The 18,002-nt window shown below is 70.9% G+C and carries 17 protein-coding genes; 9 read left to right on the top strand and 8 right to left on the bottom strand.

Going from position 1 to position 18,002, the window contains the following annotated elements:
• Positions 1-7: 7 nt before the first annotated feature.
• From ABIA38_RS11760 to ABIA38_RS11750, 3 genes are all read left to right on the top strand, one after another.
• A complete protein-coding gene (locus ABIA38_RS11760) occupies positions 8-1,450 on the top strand; it encodes an MATE family efflux transporter (protein ID WP_424638482.1) in 1,443 nt (480 codons plus the stop codon).
• On the top strand, positions 1,438-2,913 hold the full coding sequence (locus ABIA38_RS11755) for a hypothetical protein (RefSeq protein WP_424638481.1): 1,476 nt from the start codon (positions 1,438-1,440) through the stop codon (positions 2,911-2,913). Before ABIA38_RS11760 ends, ABIA38_RS11755 begins: the two co-directional genes overlap by 13 nt.
• 187 nt (positions 2,914-3,100) lie before the next feature.
• A complete protein-coding gene (locus tag ABIA38_RS11750; RefSeq protein ID WP_424638480.1) occupies positions 3,101-3,526 on the top strand; it encodes a hypothetical protein in 426 nt (141 codons plus the stop codon).
• 209 nt (positions 3,527-3,735) lie between these two features.
• On the opposite strand, the gene ABIA38_RS11745 is transcribed toward ABIA38_RS11750, so the two are convergent.
• The gene (locus tag ABIA38_RS11745; RefSeq protein WP_424638479.1) at positions 3,736-5,295 is read right to left on the bottom strand and encodes an MFS transporter; all 1,560 of its coding nucleotides are present in this window, start codon (positions 5,293-5,295) and stop codon (positions 3,736-3,738) included.
• Between the two features lie 111 nt (positions 5,296-5,406).
• On the opposite strand from ABIA38_RS11745, the gene ABIA38_RS11740 reads away from it, so the two are divergent.
• The 4 genes from ABIA38_RS11740 to ABIA38_RS11725 all read left to right on the top strand — a co-directional run bounded on the left by ABIA38_RS11740 (position 5,407) and on the right by ABIA38_RS11725 (position 9,429).
• Positions 5,407-6,048, top strand: coding sequence for a TetR/AcrR family transcriptional regulator (locus tag ABIA38_RS11740; RefSeq protein WP_424638478.1), 642 nt, complete (start codon positions 5,407-5,409; stop codon positions 6,046-6,048).
• Positions 6,049-6,252: 204 nt separating this feature from the next.
• Positions 6,253-7,242 (top strand): phospholipase, encoded by a 990-nt coding sequence (locus ABIA38_RS11735; RefSeq protein ID WP_424638477.1) that lies wholly within the window; start codon positions 6,253-6,255, stop codon positions 7,240-7,242.
• Positions 7,243-8,191: 949 nt separating this feature from the next.
• The gene (locus tag ABIA38_RS11730; protein ID WP_424638476.1) at positions 8,192-8,809 is read left to right on the top strand and encodes a TetR/AcrR family transcriptional regulator; all 618 of its coding nucleotides are present in this window, start codon (positions 8,192-8,194) and stop codon (positions 8,807-8,809) included.
• The gene (locus tag ABIA38_RS11725) at positions 8,806-9,429 is read left to right on the top strand and encodes a DUF1707 SHOCT-like domain-containing protein (protein ID WP_424638475.1); all 624 of its coding nucleotides are present in this window, start codon (positions 8,806-8,808) and stop codon (positions 9,427-9,429) included. Before ABIA38_RS11730 ends, ABIA38_RS11725 begins: the two co-directional genes overlap by 4 nt.
• Before the next feature lie 51 nt (positions 9,430-9,480).
• Here ABIA38_RS11725 and ABIA38_RS11720 read toward each other — a convergent pair whose 3' ends face one another.
• The 5 genes from ABIA38_RS11720 to ABIA38_RS11700 form a co-directional block, all read right to left on the bottom strand.
• Positions 9,481-10,038: a hypothetical protein gene (locus ABIA38_RS11720; protein ID WP_424638474.1), complete on the bottom strand. Its 558-nt coding sequence runs from the start codon at positions 10,036-10,038 to the stop codon at positions 9,481-9,483.
• A 370-nt stretch (positions 10,039-10,408) separates the two neighbouring features.
• A complete protein-coding gene (locus ABIA38_RS11715) occupies positions 10,409-11,080 on the bottom strand; it encodes a hypothetical protein (protein ID WP_424638473.1) in 672 nt (223 codons plus the stop codon).
• A 50-nt stretch (positions 11,081-11,130) separates the two neighbouring features.
• Complete coding sequence (locus tag ABIA38_RS11710; RefSeq protein WP_424638472.1) at positions 11,131-11,673, bottom strand: SigE family RNA polymerase sigma factor; 543 nt, start codon at positions 11,671-11,673, stop codon at positions 11,131-11,133.
• 44 nt (positions 11,674-11,717) lie between these two features.
• A complete protein-coding gene (locus tag ABIA38_RS11705; protein WP_424638471.1) occupies positions 11,718-12,278 on the bottom strand; it encodes an N-acetyltransferase family protein in 561 nt (186 codons plus the stop codon).
• Between the two features lie 5 nt (positions 12,279-12,283).
• Positions 12,284-13,687: a DHA2 family efflux MFS transporter permease subunit gene (locus tag ABIA38_RS11700; protein ID WP_424638470.1), complete on the bottom strand. Its 1,404-nt coding sequence runs from the start codon at positions 13,685-13,687 to the stop codon at positions 12,284-12,286.
• A gap of 155 nt (positions 13,688-13,842) precedes the next feature.
• On the opposite strand from ABIA38_RS11700, the gene ABIA38_RS11695 reads away from it, so the two are divergent.
• Both ABIA38_RS11695 and ABIA38_RS11690 read left to right on the top strand, forming a co-directional pair.
• Positions 13,843-14,358, top strand: a complete 516-nt coding sequence (locus ABIA38_RS11695; protein ID WP_424638469.1) for a winged helix-turn-helix transcriptional regulator — start codon at positions 13,843-13,845, stop codon at positions 14,356-14,358.
• Between the two features lie 280 nt (positions 14,359-14,638).
• Positions 14,639-16,456, top strand: coding sequence for an SMP-30/gluconolactonase/LRE family protein (locus ABIA38_RS11690; protein WP_424638468.1), 1,818 nt, complete (start codon positions 14,639-14,641; stop codon positions 16,454-16,456).
• Between the two features lie 127 nt (positions 16,457-16,583).
• On the opposite strand, the gene ABIA38_RS11685 is transcribed toward ABIA38_RS11690, so the two are convergent.
• Together ABIA38_RS11685 and ABIA38_RS11680 are read right to left on the bottom strand one after the other, a co-directional pair.
• Entirely contained in the window at positions 16,584-17,345 is a 762-nt protein-coding gene (locus ABIA38_RS11685; protein ID WP_424638467.1) for an SDR family NAD(P)-dependent oxidoreductase, read from the bottom strand.
• Positions 17,346-17,435: 90 nt separating this feature from the next.
• Positions 17,436-17,867, bottom strand: a complete 432-nt coding sequence (locus tag ABIA38_RS11680; RefSeq protein ID WP_424638466.1) for an Rrf2 family transcriptional regulator — start codon at positions 17,865-17,867, stop codon at positions 17,436-17,438.
• Positions 17,868-18,002 lie beyond the last annotated feature (135 nt).

Here is an 18,002-nt window from a genome sequence, read left to right as displayed (position 1 = left end):
AATCCAGATGACGGACATGACGCAGGGCCCCGTGCTCTCCCGAATCGTCGGATTCGCCCTGCCGCTGAGCGTGGCCAATGTGCTGCAACAGGGCTATCTGCTGGTCGACAGCGTCATCGTCGGGCGCTACATCGGCATCGACGGACTCGCCGCGGTCGGCGCGAGCCAGCCGCTGTTCTACCTGATGAACGCCATGTTCATCGGCATCGGCACCGCCTTCACCATCAGGTTGGCCCACCTCAAGGGGGCCCGGAACAGCTCCGACGTCCGCGCCGTCGCCCGCGCACTGACCCTGTTCACCCTCGTGTGGACCGTCGGCAGCATGGTCTGCACCCTCCTGCTTGCCCGATACGCCCTGGGGGTCATCGGCATCCACGGCCAAGTCGCGCACGAGAGCCGACAGTTCCTCGACGCCCTGGTACTCGGCTTCCCCGCGATCTTCGGCGGTGGGGCGATCAGCGCCTTCCTGCGCGGCTTCGGGGCGTCCAGGGCCGCGATGTGGATCCAGGGCCTGGGCAGCGTGCTCAACGTCGGCCTGGTCTGGCTGTTCGTCGCCGTCTTCCACGTGGGCATCGCGGGCGCGGCACTGGCCACGGCCGCCGCCGCGACCGTCGCCTTCGTGGTGGGCGTGGGGTACACCCGCCGTGCCTACCCACCGAGCCCACGCGAGGCCCCGCCCGCCGTACGCGCCGAACTGACCGACGCCATGCGGCTCGGCGCCCCCCTGGCGATCCAACACATCGGACTGGCCCTGGGCATCCTGGTCCTGGTCCGGATCATCGCGGGCTTCGGCTCCGTCTGCCTCGCCGCGTTCACCGTGGTCGGCCGGCTGGAACTGTTCACCTCGCTGATCTTCCTGGACCTGTCCGGTGGCCTGTGTGCCTTCGTCGCGCAAAATCTCGGCGCGAACAACGAGGCGCGCAACCGCGAGGGGCTGCGCCGGACCGTCCTGCTCACCGTCGGCCTCACCGCACTGGTCTGCGCGGTCGTCCTGCTCGCCCGCGACCCGATCGCGAACCTGTTCACCGACGACGCCCGGACCCGGGAGCTGACGGCTCATTACATCCTGATCACCTACCCGTTCTTCGTCCTGTACACGGTCATGGTCGTGGTCCACGGCTACCTCAACGGCGCCCGCCGCACCACCGTGCCACTGGTATGCACCGTCCTTGCCTTCCTGTTGACCCAGGTACCCGCCGCCTATCTGCTGCACGGTCCGCTGGGGATCGACGGCGTGATGTGGGCGGTCGTCGCCGGCTGGACGGTCGGCCTGGTGTACACCCTGCTGTCGGTGCGACGGCTGCTGCCCGCCGCACCGCACGGGAGATCCGGACCGCCCACGTCCGGCACCGGGGAGACCGAGGAGACCGAGGAGAGCGGGGAGAGTGGGGAGAGTGGGGAGATCGAGGAGAGCGGGGAGAGCGGGGAGAGCGTCACATGGGTGAAGTGACGGTCCGCCGGGTCCCCTTCGCCGGCGGGCGCGCCCGCATCGCGCCGCTCGCCTGGGGGCAGCGCACCACCTGGGACGACATGCAGCACTATCTGCCCGAGGTGAAGCCCTTCTTCGTACTGTCCAGACGGCTGCCGATCCCGGCCGGCCTGCGCCTCGACGACGTCATCGGTCGGCTCGGCGTGCTGATGGAGCGGCACGAATCGCTGCGCAGCCGGTATCGCCCGATCACCGGTTTCCCCTCGGTGGGCGCGAACGTCGTCCAGGAGGTACTGCCCCAGGGCAGCGTGCCGCTCACCGTCGTCGACTGGACGCCCGACGATCCGGTGGACTTCGAGACCACCGTGCGCAACGCCCGACGTACCATCGACACCCGACTCGTCGACCACGCACGCGAGTCGCCCATCCGGTCGTGCCTGGTGTCGCGTCGGGGCACCCCGACACTCCTGCTGATCGGCGTCTCCCATGTCGCCGCCGACGCGCGGGCCATCGATCTGCTCGCGGCCGAACTCGCCGGACTGCTCGAGGCGTCGGCGAGCGGCCGGGCCACGCCGCCGCCGTGGACGTCCTGGCACCCCGCCGACCAGGCCGCCTACGAGCAGTCGCCGCAGGGCATGTTGCGGAACGCGACCGCGCTGCGGCGACTGCGCCGGCAACTGGACCTGGCCGTGCCGAGCATGTTCGGTCGGCCGCAGCCGCCGGCAACCGATCCCGGGCACCCGCGGTTCGTCTGCGCCCGCCTGGAGTCGCAGGCCATCCCGCCGGCCCTGCGCGTGTTGTCCCGCCGTTGTCGAACCGGCACCTCGGCCGTCCTGCTCGCCGCGACCGCCGCCCTCACCCACGCACTCGTCGGCACCGAACGCTGCACCTTCGCCCTGGTATTGGCCAACCGCGCGGACCCCGTCGCCCAGTACGCCATCACCAGCCTCAGCCAGACCACATGGGTCACGCTCGACCCGGCCGGGCACACCTTCGCCGAGCTGGCGGCGAGCGCCGGCGCCGCCATCGGGGACGCGACTCGACACGGCCTGCACGACCCCCGCGCAGCCGCCGCGTTGCTGCGCGACGTCGGCGACCGGCGCGGCGTCACCTTCGACCCGAGCTGCCGGTTCAACGACATGTGGGCATGGACCAGGAAGCAGCCCCTGCCCGACCTGCCCGATCTGCGCACGATCCGGGCCACGACGTCGTCCACCACCTTCTCCTGGCCCGCCGGCCAGGCCACGGACAACGACCGGATCACGGTGTCCATCAATATTCACGGCACCGCGGAGCGAATCGTCATCGACATCCTCGCCGACACCTTCCGACTGCCCAAGCCCCGTCTTCGTACGCTGCTCATCGGCTACGAACGACTGCTGGTGGAACTGGTCGCGCGCGACGTCGGCCCGAAGGAGGTCGCCGACCTGATCGCGCCCGATCCGACCGGCGCGCCGGCGGCCACGGGCGGTCGTATCCGGTAACGAACCGGCGTGCACCGCAAGGGCGTTCGGCACTCCCACGACGGCGGCTCGGGTGCCGGCGAGGTCGTCGCCGAAGATTTTCGGCTGACCGGACGGCGATTTGTGGTCATTCCTCGAAATCATCTGCCGATATTTCAGTCGAACGTGGTGTCATAAGCGCGCCATTCCCGATCATCAGGAGGCTGAAATGCTACGCAGACTGTCCTGGCTCTTCGCGCTACCCGTCCTCATATCCGCCCTCGCATTCGGTGCGTTCGTCACGCCGGCGTCCGCCGCGCAAAGCGGACTCCTCGAGGACTCCGCGGTGTTGACACCGCTCGACGGCTCGACCGTTCCGCCGGACCGGTGCGTCGAAAGCGACCGCCGGCTGGATGCCGGTACCTACGCCTGGACCATCCACACGCCGGACGGAACCCCACCCGAGAAGAACCTCTACCTGAGGAGCGACTCGTACAAGTGGACCCTGTGCCTGTCGGCGCAGGCCGGCTTCTACAAGGTGACGACCTCGCTCACGTCCACCACTCCGGGTGGGTCGCGGGCGACCAGGAGCTACGTGCTCGACGTCCCGGTCAAGGACACCTACACCTGGAGTGCCGAGTTCCACTCCGTGTGACCCGGACCGTGAACCATCCGCTCGTTGACCGCGACGCACTCTGGAGAGTCCTGGGCGCCCCAGCCGGATCAGGCCTCGGTCGCAGGTGAACAGCACCGTCTCGTCAGCCGCGCACCCGACCTCCCTCGGGTGCGCGGCCGACCCGCGTCGTCATGGCGAGACCGACGGTTCGCCCGATTCCGGGTACCGGACGGCCCCTCGGCGCGACGTCACAACCGCCCGGCCGGGCCCGGTCGTTCCTTGAGGAACAGCGACAACACGGCCGGCACGACCATGACGCCGGCGGCGACCGCGAAGACCACGTGGGTCGAGGACACGATCGCCTCCAGCGCGGCGTGCTGCCGGGCCGGCGACAGGGCGGCCGGCGCTGTCGCGTCCAGGTGCCCGTGCACGTCGGCGGCACCCGCCGAACCGTGCGTTCTCGTGGCGAGTTCCCGGTTGAACACCGTGCCGAACAGCGCCAGTCCGGCCGAGGCGCCGAGCTGCTGGACGAAGCGCTGGGAGGTGGTGGCGACCCCGAGATCCTCGACACCGACCGCGTGCTGAGTGATCATCAGCCCCACCCCCAGGCACAGACCCAACCCGAGACCGAGCACGAACAGTCCGAGGCTCAACTCCCAGAGCGGGGTGGCGATGCCCAGGGTGCCGAAGATCGACATCGCGCCGACGACCAGGACGTGGCCGGCGAACAGCCGGTACCTGTGCCGGTTCGCCGCCTCGACCAGGACCCTTTCGGAGAGCGGGCCGACGATGGCCATACCGACGGCCATCGGGAAGAACAGCAGGCCGGCCCCGGCGGGCGACAGGCCGCGGGCCTCCTGGAGGTAGCCCGCCAGATAGGACACCGATCCCGCCAGGCCGATTCCGCCGAAGAAGCCGAGCGGCATCATGATGCGGATGACCGGGTTGCGCAGTAGGGCGAGCGTGAAGATCGGCTCCTCGGCCGTCTGTTGCCGCCGGACGAACGCGGCCGACAGGACCACCGCGGCCACCCCCAGCCCCTCGATGGTCGGCGAGGTCCACGCGTAGTCCCTGCCACCCCACTGGGAGATCATCAGCAGCGCGCTCGCGGCGGCGGCGACGAGCGCGGCCCCGGCGAAGTCGATGCGGCGCCGGACCGGATGGAGCGGGAGCCGGAGCAACATCGCCGAGGTGACGAACGCGGCGATCCCCAGCGGGATGTTGATGTAGAAGACCCAGCGCCAGCTCAGGTGCGTGGCCACCAATCCGCCGACCGCCGGGCCCAGGACGATGCCGATCCCCACCATGACGCCGCCGATGCCGGCTGTGCCGGCCTTGCCCCGGCCCTCGGGCTCCCGCTCGTCGGTCGGCCGGACCAGCAGTCCGAGCACCACCAGGGTCACCGACATCAACCCGCCCCCACCGACACCCTGCAGGGCCCGGAAGGCGATCAGCTCGACCATGTTCTGTGCCAGGCCGCACAGCGCCGACCCCACCAGGAAGAGCCCGAGCGAAAGCAGGTAGACCCGCTTGGCGCCGTAGACGTCGGCCAGCTTCCCGTACAGCGGCAGTACGACGCAGTCGGCCAGCGTGTAGGCGGTCAGCAGCCAGGGCAGCAGGGACACCCCGTGCGTCGGGTCCAGCTCCTTGACCATCGTCCAGGACACCGCGCCGACGATGTTCTGGTCGAGCAACCCCAGCAGCAGGGTGGCGAAGCACCCGGTAGCCGCGATCACCACATGCCTGCGGCTCATCGGCGGATCCGTGCCCTGCCCACCGGGCACCCCCGCCGTCGCGATCTCGCTCATTCCACCCCTCCTTCGAAGCAGGTCGGCCCTTCGAGAGGTGTTCTATATCCACTAAAACTCTTGTGTCAATAAAAGTTTGTAGTGGAAAAAGCTTTGAGGTACGATGCCTGCATGAGTGACGGGACCGGCTTGCGCGAGCGGAAGAAGCAGCAGACGCGGCGTGCCATCTCCGAGGCGGCGATCTCCCTGTTCCTGGAGCGCGGCTTCGACAAGGTCTCCGTCGCCGACGTGGCGGCGGCGGCCGACGTCTCGACGGTGACGGTGTTCAACTACTTCCCGACCAAGGAGGATCTGGCCCTGCATCGGTTCGAGGACCACTTCGACGACCTCGTGGCGATCGTCCTCGACCGGGAACCCGGCGAGTCCGCGCTGGGCGCGGTGCGCCGGCACTTCCTCGCCGGACTGGACCGGCACGACGTGGTCACCGGCCTCAACGACAACGAGCACTTCCTCGCTTTCCAGCGCATGGTCCTGGCCGCACCGAGCCTGCGACTGCGCGTACTGGAGCAGACGACCCGCACCGTGGACGTACTCGCCGCCACCCTCGCCGAACAAACCGGCAGCGAGCCGGGCGACCTCACGGCACGCGCGGCGGCAAGCCAGCTGTGCGCCGTGCGGACCGAACTGATCCGGGAGAACGTCCGACGCCTCACCGCCGGCGAAACCGCCGACGCAGTCCACCCGGACGCCAAGCTGGCCGCGCAGCGGGTGTTCACCCTGCTCGAGCACGGCCTGGGCGACTACTGCACCTAGCGCCGGCGCCGGACGAGGCACACGATCTCCGTATCGCCGGTCGGGCCGTGCCGTGCCGTGCCGTGCCGTGCCATAAGCCGACGATCCCAGCCGGACTGCCGGGGGTTCGACATCCATCGAAGTGGGTGGACGGGGTTGCCGCCGATCGGTGCAGTTGGTGAGATCGGCTGTCCGCTTCGGGACACCGACACGAAGGAGCCCTACTTGACCACTCACCCTCGACACCGCGCCGGGCTACGGATGTTACTGGCGCTCATCGCGGCACTGTCCGGGATCGTCGGTGCCACCGCGCTCGGTACGACCGCGGCCGCGGCAGCCGATCAGCGTCAGGCGATCTACGCCATCGCACACCGGGTCGACACCCTGGCCGGCGTGGACGCCGCGCTCGCCCATGGCGCCAACGGCATCGAGATCGATGTCTGTGCCTGGTGGAATCCGAACGAATGGCGCGCCTGGCACGACTGTTCCTCGGCCGGTGAGAATCGGCTGGGCCCCAGCTTCGACAGCATGATCGACCGCATCGTCTCGCACGCCAACGCAGGGCGCCGACTGGCGCTGGTCTGGCTGGACATCAAGGACCCGAACTACTGCGGAGAAGCGCCGAATCGCACCTGTAGCGTCGCCGGCCTGCGGGACAAGGCGCAACGCCTGACGGCCGCCGGGATCCAGGTGCTCTACGGCTTCTACGAGTACCACCCCGGCAACACCCCCGACGTCGGCGGCCGGGGCTGGAAGAGCCTGGAAGGCAGGCTCGGCAGCCTGGAGGGCATCACCACGACCGGGACCCGCGATCAGGTCCGAACCGCCTTCGACCGCTCCGGTTCCGCACTCCCGGTCGGTCATCGGGCGATGGACTACGGCGACAGCGACATCACCAAGGGATTCGGCAACTGCACCGAAGCCACCTGGAACACCTGCGCGGAACTGAAGAAGGGCGCCGCCGAGCGGGCCGCCGGACGGCTCGCGGCCACATTCTCCTGGACGACCACCTACAACGATCCGTGGTACGTCGACAAGCTCCTGGGCGACGCACGAGTGGACGGCATCATCGCGGGCTACGGCGCCTTCACCGGAGTGCGCGAGTACGACGACAGTTGGCAGTGCCGCAACGCCATCAACCTGGTCCGTGACTGGGTGAACCGGCACGGCACCACCCACCGCATGGCCACCGGCGCCGACCGCCTCTTCAGGTAAACGAAACGAACAGCCCCGGGCCGGGGTTCGGACCACCCGAGCCCCATGGACCCCTGGTGCCGTCGGCCGGGATCCCGGCCGACGGCTTCCAGAGCGGACGCCGACCCGCCCGCGGCCCCTCGCCGCAATGCCGGGTATCGCGGAAGTCCCGTGCCGGGCCCGCCACTTCGCGGTCGGGTGGTGGGCCGCCAGGGTCGGACGTACGCCAACGGCACCGGCGTTCCCATGGTGCCGACGAAGCAGGTCGCGTTGAACGGCAACCTGACCAGGTGCTCGCGGTCGAAGCGGCGCTCGTGGGAGCCGAGCATGCCGGTCCGGGACCGGGTGGTCACCGACCGACATCCCACGCCCTCGGCCGAACCCGCGAGCGGCATCGCCCCCGGGTCCGACCAGCGCAGCCGACCAGCGCAACCGGCCGTCGGGAGCCGGCACGGCCCGGGCCCGGTTGGCACTGTCCCGGTGCACGCAGAACGGCACGTCCAAATGGCCCGGGGCGAACGCCTCGACGAGCGTGGCACCCATGTCGTTGCCGAGCGCCGGCGTCGTCGCCGCGAGCATCCGCGCCTCGACTGCCTCGAACACGCGGCCCGACCGGCCGTTTTCAAGGGAAACGCCGACCCGGTACCTCCGCGGCCGGCATCGGATGCCTGCCGCGATTCCCGGTCGCGCGTCGGCGCCTGTGCGGTGGGTGGCGGGTGGTGGGGCGCGGGTGGTGGGGCGCGGGACCCGCTCGGGTTTCGGCGGCGCTCCACCGGCGTTGGTCAGCCGGCGCCGCCGCGCGCGGTTGCCACAGCGGCCCGCACGTCGATTCGGAACGACCAGGCCACCGCGGGGGGTTCGGGTTCGGGGCGGCGGGTGTGATCGACGTTCGGGGGAGTCGGGCGTACCGGGGGAGCATTGTTGTCAAGGTTGCCAATAAGGTATTGTCCACTTTGACAACAGGAGGGTCATGACCGGACGACGAAGGCGCACACCCGAGCAGGCGCGGGAGGAGATCCTGAATGCCGCCACCGATCTGATCGCGCAATACGGGCCCGACGGCGTGGGGTTGCGCCGGGTCGCGGAAGCGGTGGGCGTGACGCACGGCCTCGTGACCCACTACTTCGGCACCTACCGAGCGCTGGTGCGGGCCGTGGTGGAGCGCGAGAACGAGCGCAAACGTGAGTTGGTACGGGAACGGATGCGGGCCGACGGAGGGGTGCCGTTCGCGGAGGGCATGACGCGGGTGCTCTTCGACATCCTCGCCGACGAACGTTATGCCCGGCTGTGGACCTGGTCCCAACTCCACGACTGGGACGTCGAGACCTCCTCGGCCAACCTATCCGCGCTGGTCGACACCATCGAGGAGGGGGTTCGCAGTGTGCTTCCCGAACCCCACGGGCCGGATCGGGCACGGATCGAGACGGTCGTCCTCCTGGCCCTGTCCGGCGCGTACGGCTACGCGATCGGCCGCCGATACTGGCTGGCCGACCTGGGGCACGACCCCGACGATCGGGGCCACGACGACGCCTTCCGCGCCGCGTTGTCCTCGGTACTCGTCGCTCATCTGGAAGGACCCAAGCCATGACGGAAACCTCCGGACACCCCGCCCCCGAGAAGCGACCGGCCGACCTGGCGCAGGTGATCCTGGCCGGCGACGACGACCGACACCGGGCCGAGGAGCGCCTGCGGGCGGCCGTGGGGAACGGGCGACTGGCCCTGGAACAGTTGGGGCCCAGGCTCGACGAGGTGCACGCGGCGCGCACCCGGGCCGAACTGGAGGTCGCCTGCCGCGGCTTGCCCGAGCCGGGCGCCAGGGACGCGCTCGTGGTGGATCGTCCGCCGACCTCGCGACGCTTCGTGCCCGGGATCTTCCGGGGGTTCGAGTTGAAGGGCGAATGGGTCGTACCGCCGAGGATGACCATCTGGTCGATGTGGGGCGGCGGCCGACTGGACCTGTCCGAGGCGCGCTTCAGCAGCCGCGACACCGAGATCAGGGTGGTCGCCCTGTGGGGCGGCACCAGGATCACGGTCCCCGACGACATCGAGGTCGAGGTCGAGGGACTCGGGCTGTTCGGCGTCGTCGACAAACGTGTCGCCCGCAAGATCGGCAGACCCGGCACCGCGCGTGTCAGGATCAGGGGCCTCGCGCTGTTCGGCGCGATCGTGACCAGAACCAAGCGCATCGCCCACCCAACCGAGGATTAGTGCCGCGCCCGGCACCAGGTGTTCCATCCACGGACGGGGGTTGGTGACGGGTCAGGGCACGTGGGTGATCTCCACCGTCAGGGGGCCGCTGACCTCGGTGAGGCCCGCCTCGGTCGCGCATTGGGGCTTCGGCAGCGGGGACAGGGTTCGGGTGGTGACCGTGGTGGCGCCGGCGAAGCGTCCGGAGCTGATCTTCCCCTTGAAGATCGCCGCCCGCCCGCCGCCGACCGGGCTTTCGACGCCGCCGGACTCCTCGAGAGTGCTGCTCCCGCCGTCGTCCCAGGTGATGGTCGTCTTCCGGGTGCGCGTGCCGCCGCTGCAGCTCATCGCCCCCGTCAACGTGGAGGTCACGCGGCCCGAGGCGGGCAGCGAGTCGCCGAACGGCAGGCAGGAGGTCAGCTCGCCCTTGCCTTCGCCGGTGACCTGACGCAGCGTCGAGTTCAATCCCGGGGTGAAGGTCTCGGTCTGGATCCCGGTGCACGTCTGCACCACGGGCGCGGGCAGCGTGTGCCCGGTGGGTCCGGCCGGGCTCGCCGTGCCCGCCGCGGTGAGCACCAACACGGCCGGCAGGCAGGCGAGTCCCATGCCGAGGAATCGTGTGGGGTTCATGGGTCGACCTCGCAGATGAATGTGGCTGTGGGGGCGGGAGGTGGCGGAGACGGGGCGGCGGGCGGCGGGCGCGGGCAGCGCCCGCCGCGACAGTAGGAACGGGATGTGACGGGATGTGGCAGGCGCTGCGATCGTGCAACGACGCGGGTCCGGTGGGGAGTTACGGGTGTTCACCCGAAAGGATGAAGTGGGGTGGGAGCGGCTTCGGGACGCGTCGCAACGTCGCTGCCGTCACCGAATTCCCCCACCGCCACCGGCGCGCATCGGCACGGGTCGCCTGGGACACCGCAGCGGTTTTCCGGATGGTTGCCCGGTCCGGGTGGTCGTGCCGGGCCGTCGCGCGTTACCGCGAACGGCCCGGCAGGACGTGTTACTTCGGTGGGTCGATGCTCCCGAAGGGCGCTCCGTTCGAGTCCAACGGAACCAGGGCGAAGTTCGGCGACCCCGCGTCCGCGGTGATGACGACGGTGAAGGCGTTCTTGTCCTTGGTCATCGGGGCGGCGGTCAGCATGACGGGTTCCTTGGCGCCCTTCCAGGTCACTCGCAGCTGCGCGACCTCGGGTGAGGTGGTCCCCCGCACCTCGTAGGACCAGGTGCCGTCGTGGTTGTTGGTGCTGGAACCGGTCCAGTTGACCTTCATCACGTCGGGTACGACCACACCGTCGCGCGTCGGAGGACTGGCACAACCGCCGCCCTGCTGCGCGTTGGTAACCGGGTCCGCGTCGAAGCTGCACACCCAGCCGTCGGGTCGTACAAATGAGCGGGTACGCCAGACCTTCCCCCGGGTGACGCCCTCGATGACCACGACGCCCGGCTCGGCGCTGGGTACGGGCCGGCCCGCGTCGACCGCGATGATCGCGGACGACTCGCCGTGCTCGTCCAGCACCGAGGACGCGATCACGGTCCCGCCGCCGCCGACCGCCACCAGGAACACGGTGCCGAATGTGCCCAACGTCAGCCGGCGGCGACGCTTGGACCTGGCCCCGCGCACCACCTCGTCGACGCTGGGTGGGGTCATCGTCGTTTCCTCGAACTCCGTCATGAAAGCCTCCTTCAACGCTGCCATCTCGTATGCGGTGTCGTTTTCGTCGGTCACGACCGTGCCTCCGTCGTGCGCTGTGCGGGAGCCGGTCGACGCGTGATCAGATCGGCCATGTTCGGGTCCTCGCGCAGCCGGGCCAGTCCCCGGGCGGCCCGACTGCGCACTGTGCCAAGCGGTTTGCCGAGGATGTGGGCGACCTCGGCGTCCGACCGGTCCTCCCAGTACCGCAGCACCACCACCGTTCGCTGCTCGGTCGGCAGGCGGGCCAGCGCGGCCATCAGCACACTGCGGCCGGCCAGCGCCGCGGTCGAGTCGAGGCCGGCCCGGTCCGGCAGGCGGTCCGTCAGGAACTGCGACACCCGCCGCCTCCGGACACGGGAGTGATGGGTGTTGACGAGTATCCGGCGCACATACCCGTCGGGGTTGTCCACCTCGCTCACCCGACCCCACGCGGTGTAGACCTTGATCAACGTCGCCTGGGTGAGGTCCTCGGCGTCGTCGCGATCGCCGCACAGCAGATAGGCGGTACGCAACAACGCGCCGCGCCGGCCCTCGACGAACTCTCGGAAGTGCGCCTCGTCCTGGGTTCGCAATGGATCCCCCTTTCACCCGACAAGACGCCGCCGGGGGCGAGCGGCTATCCATTGCGTGCGTCCGCGATTTCACCACCTCGGTGTGGCAGCCCGGGCGTCGTTCGGTTCGAGGTCTCCGGCAGGCATACGACGTAGTGCCACTCTCCGTCCTGCGGTCCCAGGTACCGCAGGTCCGGCAACGCCGCGTACAGCGCCTTGCGCGCGGCCTGGTTCCCGACCCGGATCTGGGCGTGCAACACGCGCACCGCGGCCGCCCCGGCGGCCGACGCGACTTCCCTGACCAACCGGGTGCCGAGGCCGTTGCCCCGGTACCGGTCGCAGACCAGTGCGGCGATGTCCGCGTGGCGGGGATCGTCGTCGAGTCCGTACTCCGCCCAGCCCACGATCCGGCCTCCGCGCTCCGCCACCGCCGCGTTCCACGTGCCTCGCGCCCAGGCGTCGGCGATCCGGTCCGCGTACCAGTCGGGGATCGTGGTGCCCGGCCTGCCGAACCGCAGGGCGAGTGCGTCCGGCGAGATGTCGGCGGCGGCCCGGGCGAGCCGGTCGATGTCGTCCGCGCGCCAAGGGCGCAGGCGTACGGCGGTGGACGCGGCCACGGTGGTCACGGTGCTCAGCTCCGGGTGCGGCCGGTGATGCCGAAGGCGGTGGCGGCGGACCCGGCGGCGGTGGCGGCGATGAACCACCAGGCGGGTCGGAAGGTGTGCGCCGGATCGGCTGTGGGGCCGGCCGTGCCGAGGACGGCGACCAGGATGGCGACGCCGAGGACGTAGCCGAGCTGGCGGCCGGCGTTGACCACGGCGCTGCCGGTGGCGGCCTGGCCGGCGGGCAGCTCGGCGGTGGCCCGGGAGAGCATCACGGGCAGGGCCAGGCCGATGCCGGCGCCGATGACGAGCCATCCCGGCAGGATCTGCGTCGCGTACCGGGTATCGGCGGACGCACTCGCGGCCAGCAGCAGGGCGCCGCCGGCGAACAGCAGATTCCCCGCCGCCACCAGGGCTCCGGCCGGAACGCGCGTGGCCGGGCGCCGGCCGACGGCCGCGAACAGCGGCACCATCAGCGGACCCGGGGCGATGGCCAGGCCGGTGCCCAGGGCGGAGTAGCCGGCGGGACCCTGCAGCCACAACACCACGGACGGGAAGACCGCGCCGAAGGCGGTGCAGAACAGCAGTACCGTGACGTTGGCCCAGACGAACGCCGGGGTTCGGAACAGGGCCGGATCCACGACCGGTGCCGGGTGGTTCAGTATCCGCACGACGAACACCGCGATACCGGCGGCGGCGACGGCGAAGGTGGTGACGGTGGCCGCCCCGGTCCAGGTCCAGTCCTGCCCCTTGACCAGGCCGAGCGAGAGCGCGCCGAAGGCGACGACCAGCGCCGCCGTGCCGAGCGGGTCCGGCAGGCGCACGGCGGAGGTGTCACGCAGGTCGGGGAGCACTTGGCGGGCCACCGCGAACGCCGCCACGCCGACCGGGATGTTGATCAGGAACACCCAGCGCCAGGACAGCTCCACCAGGCCGCCGCCGACCACCGGGCCGACCGCGGCGGCGAACGAGCTGGTGGTGGCCCAGATCCGCACCGCTCCGGCCCGGCGCTCCGCCGGCAGCACGGTGAGCAGCAGCCCGAGACTCGCCGGGGTGAGCAGGGCCGCGCCGACCGCCTGTACCCCGCGGAAGAACACCAGCCACCACAACTGGGGCGCCAGGGAACAGGCGGCGCTCGCAACGGTGAACACGGCGAGTCCGGCCAGGAACGCCGGTTTGCGGCCGTACCGGTCGGCGAGGCGCCCGGCCGGGACCAGCAGCGCCGCGTAGACGATGGCATAGGCGTTGAGGACCCAGCTCAAGTCCCCGAGCCGGGCCCCGAATTCGGCGCCGATGTCGGTGAAGGCGACGTTGACCACGAACACGTCGAGCATCGCCATGAACGCCGCGGCGCACACGACGAACGTGATCACCGAGGGTCTGCCGGGGTTCGGCCGCACACCCTCGGCGGATGGCGCGGTCTGTGTGGCCATGGGAATCCCCCTGCGATTCGTACCGGATGTCCGATCCAAGGCAGCGCCGTGCCGCCCACTCCCGGAACAGGGGGGCGGGCGCTGACTATCCGCGACTATAGGTAGATGGAGTCTGGCTATACAAGACTCAAGCTGGAGTGGGTAGCATGGACCCCATGCCATTTGTCATGGAGGGCGTGCTGGCCGACCTCGGCGCGTGGAAGACCGACCACTGCTCACTGGTCAAGGCGCTGGAGGTGGTCGGAACCCGCTCCGCGCTGCTGATCCTGCGCGAGGCCTGTTACGGCACGACCCGGTTCAGCGGCTTCGCCGGCCGGATCGGCATCACCGATCGCGCCGCCGCCCAGCAGTTGCGCCGCCTGACCGAGGCCGGCCTGCTCGCCAAGCGCCCCTACCGGGAGGACGGCGGCCGCACCCGCGACGAATACGTGCTCACCGACATGGGCCGCGACCTGTTCCCGGTGATCGTGGCCCTGATGCAGTGGGGCGACAAGTACCTACAGGAGGGCGCCGCGCCACTGCACTACGTCGAGCACGAAACCGGCGTCCCGGTCCACGTCGAACTGCGCAGCGACACCGGAGACGCGCTCGACCTGGAACAGGTCGGCGTCCGAAGGAATCCCGAATGGCAGGCACCCACGCAGCCGCGGCAACCGAACACGGCCCCCTGACCAACGTCGCCGTCATCCGTATGGCCGGACTCCACGGCCGACTACGATCGGCGCGCAGCGGACCGGGGAAGACGGGGCCGTGGCGTGGACCGGCCCCGACCGATCCGCAGCACGGCCCTCCGCAGCACGGTCCTCCGGAGCACGGCCCTCCGCAGCACGGTCCTCCGGAGCACGGCCCCCCGCAGCACGGTCCTCCGCACCGCGACCTTCCGCAGCACGGCCCTCCGCACCACGACCTTCCGCACCACGGCCCTTCGCACCCGCAGGCAGGGAGGCATCCATGCCCGGCCGTTGTCCGAAAACCGTCTCCGGCTCCTCCGTGCTGCTCTGGCTGCGAACGGACCTGCCGCGCGAGCGCGCCGGCGCCTATTGGGCCGGCCCGCACAGCCGGCTCGTCGCCCGCACCCCGGGCCTCCTGGAATACCGCCGGCACCACTTCGCCGCCGCCGGCCCCGGGCTGTGGCCCGCCCTGGACGGCGTGCAGACCGCCATCCCGGACGAGCGGCGCATCGACGGCATGCCCGAAGCGACCTTCGAACACGCCTGGTCCCCACTGCTGTCCGTCCGCCACAACCGCCTCGTCCGCGCCGACGAGCGCAACGTGTTCCGCCGCACCGTCCGATACGCCACCGCGCCGGGCGGCGGGCGCTGGTTCCACACCGGCGACGGCGAGAGCGTCGGCGCGCGCACCGTGATCCTGCTGCGCCGCCGCCCCGGCGTCCCCGCCTCGGCGTTCCGTCGCCTCGTCGACGACCTCCTCGGCCCCGCCCTGGACGCCGCGGGCGACACACTCGAACTGCGCACCCAGACCTTCCGGTCGTGGACCGGACCCCCGTGCGGCGCGCCCGGCGTCGCGCACGACAACCCGCCGCAGGCTCGGTTCCACGCCTCGATCGTGCTCGGCGCCGCGAACGCCGACGCGCTGCACACGATCCTCGCCTCGCCCTCCGTCGAGGCCATCCGTCGGCCGTTGGCCGCCGGGTGCACGGCCATTCACGCCTACACCGTCGCCGACACCCATGTCCTGCGCCGCGACGGCCGCCCCACGTCGCCCGCGTCGAAGCCCGGGCGCAAGCCGCGCCTCGAGCCCGTGCGGCGCGTCGTGCCACCGGCCCCGGCCCGCGCCCGGCAGGCCCGCGGCACCGAGCCGTTCCCGATCGCCCGCCTGATCCCCCTGGGCGGCCACGGACCCGAGGACGTCGCCGTCGACGCCCAGGGCCGCCTGCTGTGCGGGATCGAAGGCGGGCGAATCCTTCGCGTGGATCCCGCCGACGCCACCGAGGAGACCGTGGGCGACACCGGTGGCCGCCCACTCGGCCTGGAAGTCCTCCCCGACGGACGGCTGTTGGTCTGCGACGCGCACAAGGGACTGCTCCGCGTCGATCCGCGGCGCGGCGAGGTGGAGACACTGACCGCGGACGTGGCCGGGGTGCCGCTGCGGTTCTGCTCCAACGCCACCGCCACGGCCGACGGCACCGTCTACTTCACCGAGTCCACCAGCCGCTACGACTTCGAGCACTACCTCGGTGCGCTGCTCGAACACCGCCCCTCCGGCCGGCTGCTGCGCCGCACACCGGACGGCCGGGTCGATGTCCTGCTGTCCGGCCTGCACTTCGCCAACGGCATCGCGCTCACCCACGACGAGGGCGCCGTGATCTTCGCCGAAACCGGCGCCTACCGGCTCAGTCGCCTGACGCTGACCGGCCCGCACGCCGGCCGGGTCGAGGTTCTCGCGGACAATCTGCCCGGCTTCCCCGACAACCTCTCCCCGCTGCGCGACGGCCGCTTGTGGGTCGCCCTGACCAACCCTCGCGATCGCGTCCTGGACCGACTCGCCACCGCCCCGGGCCTGTTGCGCAAGGCCCTGTGGCGAGTCCCCGACCGGCTCATGCCCAGCGGCAGGCGCACCACGTGGGCCATGGCCTTCGACGTCGACGGCACCGTGCTGGCCGATTTGCAGGACGACCGCGCCGACTTCGACATGGCCACCGGCGCGGCCGAACACGACGGCCACCTCTACCTCGCGAGCCCGCGCCACAACGCCCTGCTCGATCTGGACCTCGCCACCCGTCGCCCGGCCGGGCCGCGCCGCCGCTGAGCCGACCCGTCCCGACACCTGCCTGCGGATCCCGACCCGCCGAAACCCGAGCACGCTCGGACCACTCGCGCCGGCCACCCGGGTCCGGGGTATCGATCGAAGGTCGGCGGGGGCTTGAAGACACACCCTAGAGCTGGGTCAGGCCGCCGTCGACGAACAGTTCCGCGCCGGTGGTGAAGGAGCTCTGACTCCCGGCGAGGTAGAGCGCGGTGGCGGCGACCTCGTCGGGGTGGCCGGCCCGGCCGAGCGGGGTGGGCGCCGGCGCCGCGGATTCGGCTGCCGCAGCCGGCTGATCTCCCTTCGGGAACGCGGCCCGCAGCTCGTCGGCGCCGGGCGTGGTGACGGGTCCCGGGGTGAGGGCGTTGACGCGGATGCCGCGGTCGGCGAGTTCGGCGGCCCAGGTGCGGGCGAGGCTGCGGATCGCGGCCTTGGTGGCCGCATAGACGCCCAGGCCAGGGACGCCGAGCCGGGCCGCGCTGGAGGAGAACAGGATCACCGAGGCGCCGGCCGACAACATGGGCAGTGCCTTCTGGACGGTGAAAACCGTGCCCTTGAGGTTGATGGAGGTGGCGCGCTCGTACCCCTCCTCGGTGATCTCGCCGAGCGGCGCGTAGTCTCCGACGCCGGCGTTGGCCACGACGATGTCGAGACGACCGCTGCGCTCGGTGATCTCGGCGAAGAGCCGGTCGAGGTCTTCGAGTTTCGACACGTCGCCCCGGATGCCGATGGCGCGACTGCCGATCTGTTCGACGGCGGCGTCCAACTCCGCCTGGCGGCGGCCGGTGAGATAGACGGTCGCCCCCTCGGCGGCGAACCGGCGGGCGATGGCCAGGCCGATGCCGGTGGAGGCCCCGGTCACGAGGGCGGTCTTGTCGTCCAGCTGTCCCATGGGATGCTCCCGATTCTTGAGGTAACTGTTCCTGTTACATTTTCGAGCCGCCGAGGCCCGACCGCGCGTCGGGCGGTCGGGCGGTCGGGGCTAGGGGGCGGTCAGTACGTCGTGTAGCAGGTCCTCGAGCGAGGTCCTGGCCAGTTCCTTGCGGAGGGCGGCTTCGATTCCGGCGTAGACGGCGGTCATCGCCGGGGTGATGCCGCGGCCCACGACGCACTCGGGGTCGGGTGTGGCGGGGTGCAGGGCGAAGACCGGCCCGGGCTCCACCGCGTCGTGCACATCGAGGAGGGTGATCGCCGAGAGGTCCCGCGCCAGCGTCCAGCCGGCGCCGGCGCCCCTGCGCGAGTCGGCCAGGCCGGCCCTGCGCAGTTGGCCCAGCAGGCGGCGGATCACCACGGGATTCGTATTGGCACTGGTGGCGATCTGCTCGGAGGTGGCGACCTCGTGGCCGCGCCGCTGATACAGCCCGATCCAGACCAGGGCGTGTGCGGCCACGGTCAGCCTGCTGTTGGCGCTCATACCTCTCATCACCTCTCATCACCTCCCGCCTTGTTGTAACGGTAATAGTTACGACGGTCGCCCGCAATCCCCAAGGCGGCAATTCCCAAGGCGGCAATCCCGAAGAGCGACGCCCACCTCAAGAGCCCGCGAAGG

The organism is Embleya sp. AB8 (assembly GCF_049739465.1).
Lineage (GTDB): Bacteria > Actinomycetota > Actinomycetes > Streptomycetales > Streptomycetaceae > Embleya.
This window is presented reverse-complemented; position numbering and strand designations above follow the sequence as displayed.

Excerpts from the sequence above, each read along its gene's own strand:
- ABIA38_RS11740 (WP_424638478.1), top strand. The coding sequence starts at position 5,407 with ATGAGTGACGGGACCGGCTTGCGCGAGCGGAAGAAGCAGCAGACGCGG.
- ABIA38_RS11720 (WP_424638474.1), bottom strand. The coding sequence starts at position 10,038 with ATGAACCCCACACGATTCCTCGGCATGGGACTCGCCTGCCTGCCGGCC.
- ABIA38_RS11690 (WP_424638468.1), top strand. The coding sequence starts at position 14,639 with ATGCCCGGCCGTTGTCCGAAAACCGTCTCCGGCTCCTCCGTGCTGCTC.
- ABIA38_RS11685 (WP_424638467.1), bottom strand. The coding sequence starts at position 17,345 with ATGGGACAGCTGGACGACAAGACCGCCCTCGTGACCGGGGCCTCCACC.
- ABIA38_RS11700 (WP_424638470.1), bottom strand. The coding sequence starts at position 13,687 with ATGGCCACACAGACCGCGCCATCCGCCGAGGGTGTGCGGCCGAACCCC.
- ABIA38_RS11755 (WP_424638481.1), top strand. The coding sequence starts at position 1,438 with ATGGGTGAAGTGACGGTCCGCCGGGTCCCCTTCGCCGGCGGGCGCGCC.
- ABIA38_RS11745 (WP_424638479.1), bottom strand. The coding sequence starts at position 5,295 with ATGAGCGAGATCGCGACGGCGGGGGTGCCCGGTGGGCAGGGCACGGAT.
- ABIA38_RS11715 (WP_424638473.1), bottom strand. The coding sequence starts at position 11,080 with ATGACGGAGTTCGAGGAAACGACGATGACCCCACCCAGCGTCGACGAG.
- ABIA38_RS11680 (WP_424638466.1), bottom strand. The coding sequence starts at position 17,867 with ATGAGCGCCAACAGCAGGCTGACCGTGGCCGCACACGCCCTGGTCTGG.
- ABIA38_RS11760 (WP_424638482.1), top strand. The coding sequence starts at position 8 with ATGACGGACATGACGCAGGGCCCCGTGCTCTCCCGAATCGTCGGATTC.
- ABIA38_RS11730 (WP_424638476.1), top strand. The coding sequence starts at position 8,192 with ATGACCGGACGACGAAGGCGCACACCCGAGCAGGCGCGGGAGGAGATC.
- ABIA38_RS11750 (WP_424638480.1), top strand. The coding sequence starts at position 3,101 with ATGCTACGCAGACTGTCCTGGCTCTTCGCGCTACCCGTCCTCATATCC.
- ABIA38_RS11695 (WP_424638469.1), top strand. The coding sequence starts at position 13,843 with ATGCCATTTGTCATGGAGGGCGTGCTGGCCGACCTCGGCGCGTGGAAG.
- ABIA38_RS11725 (WP_424638475.1), top strand. The coding sequence starts at position 8,806 with ATGACGGAAACCTCCGGACACCCCGCCCCCGAGAAGCGACCGGCCGAC.